Origin of the sequence: Bacteroides sp. ZJ-18 (genome assembly GCF_011038705.2) — a bacterium.
In the GTDB taxonomy this organism is placed as follows: Bacteria; Bacteroidota; Bacteroidia; order Bacteroidales; family Bacteroidaceae; genus Bacteroides; species Bacteroides hominis.
This window is the reverse complement of record NZ_CP072198.1, coordinates 2874963-2888441: the sequence shown is the minus strand read 5'-3', so window position 1 is coordinate 2888441 and position 13479 is coordinate 2874963. Positions and strand designations below refer to the sequence as shown.

Sequence of the window (13479 nt, the reverse complement as noted above, 5' to 3'; positions counted from 1 at the left end):
GTTCGTATTATACCTAATTTAATCCACCATAATTTACTTATTCGAACCACAACATCCGTTTGGTTCTTTGTTTAATTTAAACATTAATTTTATGAAAAAACAAGTAGCAATTTTCATTCTGTTAGGAATTATAACAATTCCTTCATCTGTAAAAGCACAGAAATTAAAAGTTAGTTTGGATGTCGGTATCTCCAGGAGTATTTTAAGTAGCGACGTTTCCAATCTGGTCAATACACGTTACAATACCCAAACAGGGGTTGCAACCGGTGTAAATCTTGAATATAACTTCTTTAAAGACTTTATTGTGGGAACAGGTCTGGGATTCATACAAAAAAACTATGAATATAAAAAGACGGATAATATTACGGGAACGCATACACTGTATAAAAACAACTTTATGAATGTACCGCTGAATGTAGGGTTATATATTTTCAATAACCCTTATAAAGAGAATGGTGTATGGCTCAAAATTCAAGGCGGTGTTTACTATGAATACTTTACAAGAATGCACCGGAAAGGAGAATACCCGATCTTTGCACAATTACAGAAAGACGGTTCCTATATCAGAGCTCAAGTGAATGAAACGTATGATTTCAAGCGAAATGAAAATAACTTGAAAAGAAACCTGTTCGGGATAGAGGGCACAGGAGAAATCGGTTATTCTTTTAAGAAGATCGATGTTTTTGCTTCATATACCTATCAGTATGGTCTAACCGACATATACAAAGCAAAAACTTCTTCGAATCGTAAATCGAGAAGAATCTCAAACATAATATCATTGGGCGTCGCCTATAAATTCTAAAACTATAGATTATGAAAACTAAAAAATATAATTGGACATTACGTCACTTCTTTCTTTTATTTCTTGTGCTCTTTATTTCTGGAAGTTGCGTTGAAGACGTTACAGAATCAACCAAAGAACCAACACGGTATACAGCAAGTGATATAAAATCATATTCTGACCTGTTCGATGTGTTTTGGAATACAATGAACCAGAAATACAATTATTTTTACGAACAGAGTAGTTTGAACTGGGAAGCGATATATAAAGAATATACTCCAAAGTTCAAAGAATTAAAAACGTTTAACAGGGATAAACAGTATACCAAAGCTGAAATATCAGATGATTGTAACAAAGCAATAGAATACTTTACAGAAATCATTGATCCTATCATAGACCAACATTTCTATGTAAAAATAGCACTTCCCGTGTCACATAGTTATTTCAAAAGCACCATTTTTTATGGTGGAATGAAGAGTAAAGACAAGATATATGCTTATCCTTTTGATCTAAAGTATGAATATATGAAACCTAAGATACAACCTGACACAGGAGTATTCGGACATAAAAATGATATGTTAGGTGGCTTCTTATCAGACAATCCCGACATATACTATTTCGGTTTTAAGTCGTTTACAATAAGTAATGATTATATCGTTTCTTTTGGTGATGAATACTTGGTTATAGATGATAAAAGCCCGTATTATTTAACAGGAAAAGAGATAAGAGATACCATTGAAGCGAAAATAAAAGACCCTGCTGTAAAAAGTGTCCTGATTGAGAAGTCTATAGAATATATAGATAAGTTTAACTCTTTCATGATGTCCGAGATCGCGCAAGATGCAATAAAAAAAATAGAGAACTTTAAGCAATCTGAAACTATAGACGAGAGTTTTGTCGACGCATTACTCAAAGCCAAAAAGAATGCACCCAATATAAATTTAGAGCTATTACAGCTAAGCGGTCTGGAAGAGTTTAAACTAAATCCGAATTATACCAAGTGGTTTAAACAACGCTCGACCGAGCATTTACAATTAGCATGTGAGTATACAGTTTTTCTCTCGGATATAGATAATGTTATCAACAATCAATATAAGATAGATTTCTATAAGAATTTCCTGGTACCCCTCAAAAACGGGGATATAAAAAAGATAATACTGGATCTTAGAGGAAACGGTGGCGGTATGGTTCTTGATGCAAGAACATTTACAGATCGCTTTATCACCAAAGACGCCATCTTTGGCTACCAGAGGTTCAAAGAAGACAATAATCCATTCAGTTATACCCCATGGACACCCTGCATGACAAAGCCAACAGACATTGGGATAAAAAAAGAAATACCGGTAGTTATTCTCTTAGACAAGAACAGTGCAAGTATGTCTGAAATCAGTACCCTAATGCTAAAAAGCCAGGGGAAACATGTCACTGTCGTAGGACATTATAGTGCCGGTGCAACTGCCGGATTAGGAGATTCGGATCAGTTTAACGGAGGGCTGAGAGGTAAAGTCGGTGATTACTTAGAGTTTTATATGCCTTTACTTGCAATGCAGGATGCAACTCATACTGTAATAGAAGGAATCGGAATTAAACCGGACTTCCTAATGGAACCACTAACCGAAGAAGAAATTTATGAAATGGCCCTTTCACCTTATACCCATATTGATCGCACGTTAAAACAGGCTGTAGAAATATTAACCAACAATTAACAGCCCTTTTACGATTAAGACCGGAGAGAGCCGGGAATCGACTAAAAATTAATTGCCGCATTGATGTTCCGGTCATGATGTGCCCTGTATTCAGTGTACAATCATTGACGGGATATCAAGCGGCATCCCTCCCGGCATAGCAAATTTGAGAATGTAAATCGAATCCAGTTGATTTCATCCTTCTCTTTTTAAACTATATTTGTGACCCAATAATAAAAAAATGAATATATGCTTATATTAAGAACTATTTTAGTCTTCATACTTGCCGGCATTTGTGAAATTGGTGGCGGATATCTGGTATGGTTATCGGTTAAAGAGGGTAAGTCGGTATGGAGATCCATCTTTGATCCAAACCAAACATAAATTCAATTTATTTGTTAATTATATAATCATAATAACGAAAACAGATATGACGCAACTAATCAAGAAATTCTCGGTAATTATTATTTTATTCCTCCTGCCCTTCTCTATCTATGCCCAAACAGAAAGCCATCAGCTAAGTACACACATACTTGATATTAGTAAAGGAGAACCGGCACAAGGAGTTGACATCACCCTCTATAAATTAAATCCTTCCACTCCAAGCCAATGGAAACAGATTGCAACCGGCAAGACTGATGTAAATGGAAGAATCTCCAATTTTTTACCAGACATAGAGGATAATACAGGTATATATATGCTTAAATTTTATACAGAGCCTTATTTCCTGAAACAAGGCTTAAAATCAATCTATCCGTTTGTCGAGGTTATATTTAGAATTGAAGGCAAAAAGCATTATCATATTCCCATTACTATGTCAGCCAACGGGTATTCTACATACAGAGGGAATTAATATATTCCTTATTACAATTTATAAAGTAAGGCAGCCTTATGAGGCTGCCTTACTCGTTATCTTTCATTTCTGTTCTTCTACATTATACATTACTCTTTGTATTCACTAATACTCTTTCTCAGCACGAAGTTGCCAGAAAGCGATGGCAGACGCAGCAGCCACATTGAGCGAATCGACCCCATGTGACATAGGGATGCGAACGACATAGTCCGCTTCGGCAATCCTCTCATGCGAGAGCCCGTTTCCCTCGGTACCCATCACAATAGCCAACTTGGGTTCGGTTGTCAGCACAGGATCATCGATGGAAATAGAATTATCCGTAAGCGCCATGGCAACCGTACGGAAGCCCCACCGAGCCAGATCACTGAGAGGACCATCCAGCCAAGTCCATGGTACAAGGAAGACCGCCCCCATAGACACCCGGATCGCACGTCGGTTTAATGGACTACAAGAGTTGCGCGTAAGCAATACCGCATCTATTCCGAGAGCGGCCGCCGAACGGAAGATGGCACCGATATTGGTAGTATCCACCACCCCGTCTATGATCACGATGCGCCTGGCTCTCCGGCATACTTCCTCCATACTTCGCGGAACCGGAAGACGCATGGCACAAAGTACACCACGTGTCAAAACGTATCCGGTCAGCGTAGCAAGCAGTTCTCTGTCACCTGTATAGACGGGTATATCACCACAGCGTTCAATGATATTCGCAGCATCCCCCGTGATATGTTTTTGCTCACACAAAATCGCTAAAGGTTCATAGCCTGCATCCAAAGCCACTTTAATGACTTTGGGACTTTCCGCTATAAACAACCCCTTTTCAGGCTCGAGGCGATTACGTAACTGAGCTTCGGTAAGGGTACTGAATATCTCTACTCCGGGATGGGACAAGGATGATATTTCGATAATAGGCATATTGTTATCCTTTATAACATTTGATTAAAGCATTCATATTTCACAGGCTTTATTCCGTTTTTAATCCCTTCTTATCCAGATAGGCTTTAAATTTATGAAGATATTCGTCCGATGGTCCGTCAAAGAAAGAGACACCGGACGCACCATTATCAAACGCCTCATCCAATGCTTTCTCAAAATCATTTTTTATATCAGGAAACATCAATCCTGCATACACTTTCGCACGTCCATCAACCGTCTTCACACTCTCTTGAACCGAACGTCCGATCCACTCCGGCCCTTCGTAATAAAAGCCGTTATAGATCATCGGGAAATAAGCATCCAGTGTCCAATTTCCCCAATCCTGACGTACCATCTTCTTGGCCATAGAAGGTCCCGGGAATACTGCGGCAGAAATTGCTTTTCCGTCAGCTTTCACCGCTTCAGTAATCCGGTCTACAACACGGGTAATGGCATCCAAACGAAAATTGATCCACGACTGATCTTCCATCGGATACTTCAATTCCAACGGATCACGTCCCGTCTGCGCCTTAAACTTGGCACGACAAACCTCACAATAGCAATAATCATATTCAGGATGTTCACTCGTCTGCTCTATGCCATAATTTTTCCACAAACTGACAGGCAGAACCACATCCGGAAAACGAACATAATCCAGATGTACCCCATCTACATAAGGCAAATGAGCTATTTTCACATAATCATCCGCCAGGTATTGCGCCACTCCTTCATGGTTAGGACAGAGAAAACGGTAATAATCCACATAAGCAGGTTTATCATGCGTAGATTCCCCCTTGCGGTTCACCGCAAACCAATCGGGATGCACGTTCAGCAGTTCCGCACGATTCATTGTCCATTTCCAGAAATGGGCCTCAAGACCGGCTTCTTTACACATGCGATATAGATTTTCATCATACCCTTCAAACATCACCCCACTGATTCCGCACTCCTTAAGCAAAGCAAACCACTGACGGTAATCTGCTTCACTTTTATTCTTATTTATACGTGTCCATACCCAGTTCTTCACCTGACGCGGAGCAATCTTCTCTGTCCAGAAACGTCCTTCATTATTAATAACGTAACGCTTGTTTTCACCCGGAACAGTAATAGCTATCTGGTATGTATTCCGGGTAGCCTCAACTGAGATTTGCGCACCCTGCGGGAGTCCTTTCAACTCCGCATCCGTCAGGAAAAAATCTTTTTCCGTACGTAAATAGTTTTTCTCTTTTGCATATCTCTCCTGCTGTGCATAGAACATAGCCCAAAGCAGTTTATACACAGCAGTATTATACGGTAGCGCAACAGTACGTTCGGGCGCTCCTACTGCCTCGTCAGCGAAAAACAAATATCCCCAACGATCCGGCATGTGCATATCCACCTTTCCCGTAGGTGTCCAAACCCAATTTTCTTCAGGCCCTCCGGCTTTCAACCACTGTACCCGTGAGAAGTTAATTCGCCAGCAATTGCCTGCTTTCAACGGGTTGTTAAAATTCATAGTCAATGCCTTATGAGGAATAGCCATCTCCACACTCCAATATTTATCTTTGTCTTTCGATTTATTCAACGTACCTTCACGATGAATAGCCAACTTTAATCCCGGACAATCCCATTGCACCATAAAGTTGCCTCCCGACCGATAAGGTTTGTCCAGCATCAAATCGAATATAACACCCCGGGCATTGGTCTCTATTTCAAAATAGTTGTGTCCATCCCAATCAGGATCTATAAAAACCTCAAAATCATTATCATAGTAAATAATGGTATCCCGCTGAGTAAGACGTGCCTTGATGTCGTCTTCCTGTAAAATTGCCCCGACATACAAATATTCATCATCCCACAACATCTTAGCTGTAGTTTCATATTTAGGCGTAGGGAATCCTTCGCCACTGATATCTACAAACGGAGCTGTCGATTTTGCCTTCTGCCATGAAACTTCATCCAGTTTACCATCTATTTTCAGTTTACCGTCCACACGATAACACACGTATGAACGAGGTTCCGTCAGGAAACGATCGTATTTCTGAAAAATGCTCTGTGCCCCGGACGGCAAACTAAAAAGAGAAAAAAAGAGAAACAGCTTCACTGCCAGGCAATCTAAATGTATTTGCTTCATTATTGATTAGTTTTAGTTACAGCTTCAAAGATATGAATTATTCTGAAACCCGTAAATAATACCACCCATAATTATAACTTCCATAAAGTAGATATGACTTTTTTATTTACTTTTTTGATAAATCCGACAAAACGGGCAGTGAACAAATGCCTCCATTTATTCACTGCCCGTATAATCCATGACTTGTCGCTGTCTTCCTTATCTCAGACCTGGAATTTTAGATAAATTCTTAGTCATTTCTTCTAATTTTGAACTAACTACATTCCAGTCATTTACTAACACTGTAAGTATTGCTTCTGAGAATTCTCCTATGCAGCAAGCTCTGCCGGAAGTTCCCTCACAATTACACCACATAGCTCTGATCGTAATATCTTCTTCCAACGAAGTGACATCAACCATTGCCTGTAAAGTAATGGGAACACGTTGTCCATCCATTGCCACAGAATACAATCCCCGTGCTACAATTTTATTATTAACTTTAATAGCAAACCATGCTCCGTCACCGGCTTTCTCACACCAAGTATCCAAAACGGTAAGCGTAATAAGCAACTGATTCCCCTTACAAGCTTTAATAGAAATTGGGGCCATTTCCTTTATTTCCTGGAAACAAGAGTCATCATTATTATTATAGTAATGACCTTGAATTTTAGCAAGAGAACCATTGTTTCTCTTTTTAGACGACATACATACTTTCATATTATAATACCCTTAAGTTTTTCCTACTCTATTCAAGGCTTTTCAGAACCCGCCTATAAATCTCCTGTCTCTTGTAAGCTTACAGTACAAAAGTATGAAAGAGAAAAGGCGGAAACAATTATAAATTTCAAACCATTCTATTTACCTCTCAAATACAGAATCATTTCTCTTGAACAAAAAAATAGCCCCGGTTCTTTCGAACCGAGGCTTAACATAAATTCAGTTGTGTGCTTTCTTCAAAGATTGGGAAACTATCTATTCAGTATATTCCCTCTTTCATTCAAGAACACTGCCTGTTCATGAAAATCGCTCGATAATATAATCACTTTGTAAAGTTTACCTTCCGAACGACTATAGGCTATAAAAGCCTCTTTAATCAGTGCTCCCTCACAGGATAACTCATCAATCACTGCCTCAGGAAGATTATTAACCTCGATTGGCGTAAAATCTTCCCGTGAGTCCCTCTGTTCCACTTTCGCAGATTTTTTCTTTAGAGGTTCATCTGCTTTTACTACTGAAAATCCCAATCCCATTACTATTACCAATGCTACTAATACCTTTTTCATAATTCTTGAAAACTTAATTGTTCTAGATCTACTAACTATAACTAAACATCTGAATATTATAATGCAATACACATGCCAGACATATGCCAATCCAGATCGACAACTCATTTTCAAGTAATTATATAAAAACAGCTTTCATTTGGAATAGTGGAATATAAAGGAGTATTCCACATTTATTGTGGAAAAATTCCACAGAATCGCAAATTGATTACATACTTTTAAGTCACTTACTCATATCCGGAAGTCACTTCTCCTCCAGCTTCTCCTTGATACGATACAGGCGAGTAATAGCAGGATTGTAAAAAGCATCCGGATAGTGAGCTCTGATACAGGATAAATCAGATTCCACACAAAGCTTCACATCAAAAATACGCTCTGCCTTACTCAGTTCCAGCTCTTGAGGCAGCTGTGCAGCTTGCGCCCATTCCATTAATTCTTTCACACTCTGTTCGTCAAACTTATATTCCATATTACTCTTGTTTTTCCGCAAATTTACAACTTAAAGAGCATAAAACAAAACACACTCCTCCTTTCCGCCCGGCTCAATCCCTACTTATAGTGATAACCCTCTTCACAATACCTAAATCGAGTGATTGCCCCAAAGCAAAAAACCACCTATCTTTGCCATACATTAATTAGTCATAATTATTACGTAAGTCACATTTAAGTGAGATAAGCCAATCCGGCCGAAGTGATTCTCCCGGATTCCATTTTGTTGAGTTGTTATTTTAATTATCATACTGTTTAATTGTTGTATGTAAATAACGTATTCAAAAATAGAACAAAAACCGTCCGGCCTGTGAAGGTCGGACGGTTTTTGTTTTTTATCTGCGGATAATCTTTTCCGCCGCCGCGTTATCCATGAACAGCTCCACATTGTCAGCATGATGGGCTATGTAAGCAGCCGGACCCGTATCCCCCGAATAAAAGATGTCTTCCACAACCGGCCCCTTCACTCTTCCCGTTATCAGGAAGATGATTCTACGCGCATTCAAAATCGGCATTCCTGTCAGAGCTATCCTCTTTTGCCCGTTATTCGGATTAAAATTCGCCTCATATATATGATCTGTCGAAAGCAGTTCTTCCTGCCCCGGAAAAATAGACGATGTATGCCCGTCATTACCTGCTCCCAACAATACTACATCGAACACCGGAAAACCGTTCTTCACCGGCACCTCCTTCATTACCAGTTTCGAATAGCGGGCAGCCTCTTTCTTTGGATTATTCTCTCCCTGGATACGAAACACATTCTCGTACGGAATAGGTACGATACTCAGCAGCAACGACCTCATCATCCCATAATTACTATCCGAATTCTCAGGAGGCACACAACGCTCGTCGACCCAAAACACTTTCAATCGTTCCCAAGGAGTGATATCCGTATATTCATTCGCCCATAAATCAAACATCAGTGCCGGAGTGCTTCCGCCACTGAATGCAATGCAGAAGGTTCTGTCCGGTTCATCTAACATCAGTTTCACCAAATGTAATATCAGTGCGCGTGCCGTCTCTATGGACGAAGGGAAAATATAGGGTTTCATAATTCGCAGTATTGATCTGTGTTTGTTAAATTCTTACATGGATTGGTCCAGTCGGCACCATGTTCATGCATCATAGCTTCACTTTCCAAAGGTCCCCAAGTTCCTGCCGGATAGCCGTATAGCGGTGCCTCGGGATGTTCATTCCAATAACGCAAAATAGGGTCAAAGAAATGCCAGGATGCTTCTACGGCATCACTTCGTGTAAAGAGGGTCTGATCACCCAGAATACAGTCTTCTATCAGGCGGGCATAAGCATCTCCTCCGGGTACCCCTCCCAACTGATCATAACTGAAATCCATTGTAACCTGTTTGACCTCAAATCCCGGTCCCGGCACTTTCATACCAAATTTCAATACAATACCTTCATTGGGCTGCAAGCGAAGAATCAGTTTATTTGCCCTCGGACAATTACCGCCCGCACAATGGAACATCTGATGCGGAGTTTCACGGAAGTGTACGACAATCTCCGTCACTTTCGTCGGCATTTGTTTGCCTGTCCGGATATAGAAAGGCACTCCGCTCCACCTCCAGTTACTGATCCCCAGTTTCATGGCGATATAAGTTTCGGTGCGCGAGTCCGGTGCTATATTCTTCTCTTCCCGGTACCCTCTTTTGTTTCCTCCGGCTGTATATTGTCCCCGGACAATGTGTTCGTTCAGATCCGTTTCAGTCAAAGGAGTCAGAGACTCGTATACTTTCACCACTTCATTACGGAAGTTATCTGCATTGAACACAGCGGGAGGCTCCATGGCAGTAAGTGCCACCAACTGGATCAGATGATTCTGCACCATATCCCGAAGAGCACCCGTAGTATCATAAAAACCGCCGCGTTGCCCGATTCCGAGATTTTCCACGGCGGTTACTTCCACATAATCTATATAGTTACGGTTCCATAAAGGTTCGAAAATACCATTTGCAAAACGAAAAGCCAACAAATTCTGAGCAGTTTCTTTACCTAAGAAATGATCGATTCGGTAAATCTGATGTTCATCAAATACGGAAGCATAAATTCGATTCAGTTTCTCGGCCGACTCCAGATCATACCCAAAAGGCTTTTCAACAATAATCCGCGCACGACCTTCATTCAGATGTACTGATTTCAGATGCAACGGAATCACGCCATACAATGATGGAGGTGTAGCCAAGTAAAACAACAAATCGTCCGGCCGGCTGTCCCCGCTCAGTTCTTCAATTCGCAGCCGAAGTTGTCCGTATCCGCTTTCCAATGCCGGGTCTATTGCCAGATAGTGAAGATGTCCAACGAAAGCGTCCATCTTCTCCTTATTCTGCTCTTCCGACTTCACAAATTTCTCCATCTCACTATAAATGTAAGTCCGATAGTCCGCATCCTCATAAACCGTACGTCCCACCCCGAGAATTTCAAATTCTTCCGGAAGACGCTTGGCTACATACAACGAATACAATGCCGGCATCAACTTACGCTTCGTCAAGTCACCCGAAGCACCAAAGATAGTCATTACAAATTTATTCATATTTCTTTTTTTGCTTATACATTATACGTACCCGACTTTGTATCCCCTCCATGTCCAGTCCAGTTTTCATGGAAAAAGACTCCTCGTAACTCATCTTTCCGCTCAAATGTATGAGCACCGAAATAATCGCGCTGTGCCTGTATCAGATTGGCCGGAAGGTCAGCCGACACTAACGAATAGAAATAATTCAAAGCTGAGGAGAAAGCCGGAACAGGTAGTTCTTCACGCATAGCCTGCGCCACCAGATTCTTCCATCCGGACAACAATCCTTTGATTTCCTGCTCAAAATATGGAGCCAGCAGCAAATGTTCCGGTTTTTCTTTTGCCTCAAATGCAGCAGCAATATCATTCAGGAAAATACTACGAATAATGCATCCACCTCTCCACATCCGTGCAATCGAAGCCAAATCGAGGTTCCATCCAAATGCATCGGAAGCACGCTGCAATACCGCAAATCCTTGTGCATACGAAACCAGTTTCGAAGCATACAACGCCGCAAATATTTCTTTTTCCGTATCCTGTTTATTATATACAGCCATCGAATGCTTACATTGGTACTGACGGGCAGCCGTCTCACGGAGTTCCTTCTGTGCCGACAGGCTACGTTCAAAAACAGCCGTAGCAATCAATCCTAATGGCATACCTAATTCCATGGCGTTGATCACCGACCATTTGCCTGTCCCCTTCTGTCCGGCAGCATCCAGAATTTTATCAATCAGATAGCCCCCTGTCTTATCTTTATGACGGAGTATACTGCCTGTGATTTCTATCAGATAACTCCGCAACTTACCTTCATTCCAACGGGCAAACACAGACGCCATTTCTTCATTAGGCATATCCAGTAATTTCTTCATCACCCAATAAGCTTCAGCAATCAACTGCATATCACCATACTCTATTCCGTTATGGATCATCTTCACAAAGTGTCCCGATCCGGCAGGTCCCACCCACTGGCAGCACGGACTTCCATCGGGAGCTTTGGCAGCAATACTCTGCAAAATAGGTTTTACCTCCTCCCATGCCTTTTCCGAACCGCCCGGCATAATAGAAGCTCCATTCAAAGCCCCCTCTTCTCCGCCCGACACACCGGCACCGACGAACAGAAATCCCTTCGACTCTGCCAGTTTCACTCTGCGGTTCGTATCTTCATAATTTGAGTTACCTCCATCAATCAATATATCACCCGGAGAAAGGTATGGGAAAAGTTGCTCCATCAATTCGTCCACCGGACTACCGGCACGCACCATCATCATAATCTTACGGGGTACAGCAATTGATTTCACAAAATCTTCTATGTCCGTAAACCCCTCTATATGCTTATCTTTAGCCCTTCCATTCATGAAACGTTCCACCACGCCTTCTTCCACACCGGGCACCGTACGATTATACACCGATACGCTCCATCCTCTACTTTCCATGTTCAAGGCTAAATTTTCTCCCATTACAGCTAAACCAATCAGGCCTATATCTGTTTTATTCTGAGTTGCCATAATTGTAATATTTATCTAAATCAGTTGATATTTTGTTCTATTTCTTATTATCTATAACACATATCGAAAATATTTGTTCGGATAGTTTCAGAATAAAATATTACTTTTGTAACAAACTTCTAAAAACTCGTAATGAAGAAAATACACATCGGACTTTTGCCACGTATCATCATAGCTATTATACTTGGTATCGCTATCGGAAATTTCCTGCCGACGCCTTTGGTACGGCTGTTCGTGACCTTCAACTCCATCTTCGGAGAGTTCCTCAATTTCTCCATTCCTCTTATCATCCTCGGCCTGGTCACCATTGCCATAGCCGATATTGGTAAAGGAGCCGGACGAATGCTACTTGTCACCGCACTCATTGCCTACGGTACCACTCTTTTCTCCGGCTTCCTCTCCTATTTCACCGGAGCCGCCGTTTTTCCCTCACTTATTACGCCGGGAGCACCTCTCGACGAGGTAAGTGAGGCCCAAGGTATTCTACCTTATTTCTCGGTCGCCATCCCACCGTTGATGAATGTCATGACCGCACTTGTCCTTGCCTTTACCCTCGGCTTAGGACTTGCCAGTCTGCACAGTGACGCTTTGAAAAACGTAGCACGCGACTTCCAGGAGATCATCGTACGCATGATCAGTGCAGTTATCCTCCCATTACTTCCCATTTATATCTTTGGCATCTTCCTCAACATGACACATTCCGGACAAGTATTCTCCATCCTGATGGTATTTATTAAGATCATTGGCGTCATTTTTGTACTGCACATCTTTCTGTTGGTCTTCCAGTATTCTGTTGCAGCATTGTTTGTCCGTAAAAACCCGTTCCGCTTGTTGGGACGGATGCTGCCGGCTTATTTCACCGCTTTAGGCACTCAGTCATCAGCCGCCACCATCCCTGTTACACTCGAACAGACCAAGAAGAACGGTGTATCAGCCGATATAGCCGGATTTGTCATCCCGCTTTGCGCTACCATTCATTTATCCGGAAGTACCCTGAAGATTGTGGCCTGCGCTTTAGCCTTAATGATGATGCAGGGCATGCCTTTCGATTTTTCCTTGTTTGCAGGTTTCATTTTCATGCTTGGCATCACGATGGTTGCTGCTCCCGGTGTCCCCGGAGGTGCTATTATGGCTTCTTTAGGCATCCTCCAGTCCATGCTCGGTTTCGATGAATCGGCTCAGGCATTGATGATCGCCCTTTATATCGCTATGGACAGTTTCGGTACAGCTTGTAACGTAACCGGTGATGGAGCCATCGCTCTGATTATAGACAAGATCATGGGGAAAAGAAAAACTCCCGAAAGCCTTTAATGGCTATCGGGAGTTCACCCTGTTTGGTTATTAAT

The 13479-nt window shown here is 41.6% G+C and carries 13 protein-coding genes; 5 read left to right on the top strand and 8 right to left on the bottom strand.

Annotated elements, in window-relative coordinates:
• Window positions 1-67 precede the first annotated feature (67 nt).
• From G7Y45_RS11480 to uraH, 4 genes are all read left to right on the top strand, one after another.
• On the top strand, window positions 68-802 hold the full coding sequence (locus G7Y45_RS11480) for an outer membrane beta-barrel protein (RefSeq protein WP_005776666.1): 735 nt from the start codon (window positions 68-70) through the stop codon (window positions 800-802).
• A gap of 11 nt (window positions 803-813) precedes the next feature.
• A complete protein-coding gene (locus G7Y45_RS11475; protein WP_165014470.1) occupies window positions 814-2487 on the top strand; it encodes a S41 family peptidase in 1674 nt (557 codons plus the stop codon).
• A 228-nt stretch (window positions 2488-2715) separates the two neighbouring features.
• Window positions 2716-2850 (top strand): hypothetical protein, encoded by a 135-nt coding sequence (locus G7Y45_RS11470; RefSeq protein WP_005819730.1) that lies wholly within the window; start codon window positions 2716-2718, stop codon window positions 2848-2850.
• A gap of 46 nt (window positions 2851-2896) precedes the next feature.
• The gene (gene uraH / locus G7Y45_RS11465; RefSeq protein ID WP_044299658.1) at window positions 2897-3319 is read left to right on the top strand and encodes a hydroxyisourate hydrolase; all 423 of its coding nucleotides are present in this window, start codon (window positions 2897-2899) and stop codon (window positions 3317-3319) included.
• Window positions 3320-3424: 105 nt separating this feature from the next.
• On the opposite strand, the gene G7Y45_RS11460 is transcribed toward uraH, so the two are convergent.
• The 8 genes from G7Y45_RS11460 to gnd form a co-directional block, all read right to left on the bottom strand.
• A complete protein-coding gene (locus G7Y45_RS11460; protein ID WP_032543908.1) occupies window positions 3425-4234 on the bottom strand; it encodes an RNA methyltransferase in 810 nt (269 codons plus the stop codon).
• Window positions 4235-4283: 49 nt separating this feature from the next.
• Entirely contained in the window at window positions 4284-6347 is a 2064-nt protein-coding gene (locus tag G7Y45_RS11455) for a sugar-binding protein (protein WP_022012971.1), read from the bottom strand.
• A gap of 198 nt (window positions 6348-6545) precedes the next feature.
• On the bottom strand, window positions 6546-7043 hold the full coding sequence (locus G7Y45_RS11450) for a hypothetical protein (protein WP_165014468.1): 498 nt from the start codon (window positions 7041-7043) through the stop codon (window positions 6546-6548).
• A gap of 251 nt (window positions 7044-7294) precedes the next feature.
• Entirely contained in the window at window positions 7295-7609 is a 315-nt protein-coding gene (locus tag G7Y45_RS11445) for a hypothetical protein (RefSeq protein WP_005776657.1), read from the bottom strand.
• A gap of 244 nt (window positions 7610-7853) precedes the next feature.
• A complete protein-coding gene (locus G7Y45_RS11440) occupies window positions 7854-8078 on the bottom strand; it encodes a hypothetical protein (protein WP_005776656.1) in 225 nt (74 codons plus the stop codon).
• Between the two features lie 355 nt (window positions 8079-8433).
• Entirely contained in the window at window positions 8434-9150 is a 717-nt protein-coding gene (gene pgl / locus G7Y45_RS11435; RefSeq protein WP_005776655.1) for a 6-phosphogluconolactonase, read from the bottom strand.
• Window positions 9147-10643 carry a glucose-6-phosphate dehydrogenase gene (gene zwf / locus G7Y45_RS11430; RefSeq protein WP_165014466.1) on the bottom strand — a complete coding sequence of 499 codons (1497 nt, stop codon included), beginning with the start codon at window positions 10641-10643 and terminating at the stop codon, window positions 9147-9149. The genes pgl and zwf overlap by 4 nt, the downstream gene beginning before the upstream one ends.
• Before the next feature lie 14 nt (window positions 10644-10657).
• Window positions 10658-12133: a decarboxylating NADP(+)-dependent phosphogluconate dehydrogenase gene (gnd, locus tag G7Y45_RS11425; RefSeq protein ID WP_165014464.1), complete on the bottom strand. Its 1476-nt coding sequence runs from the start codon at window positions 12131-12133 to the stop codon at window positions 10658-10660.
• A 132-nt stretch (window positions 12134-12265) separates the two neighbouring features.
• On the opposite strand from gnd, the gene G7Y45_RS11420 reads away from it, so the two are divergent.
• The gene (locus G7Y45_RS11420) at window positions 12266-13444 is read left to right on the top strand and encodes a dicarboxylate/amino acid:cation symporter (protein ID WP_165014463.1); all 1179 of its coding nucleotides are present in this window, start codon (window positions 12266-12268) and stop codon (window positions 13442-13444) included.
• Window positions 13445-13479 lie beyond the last annotated feature (35 nt).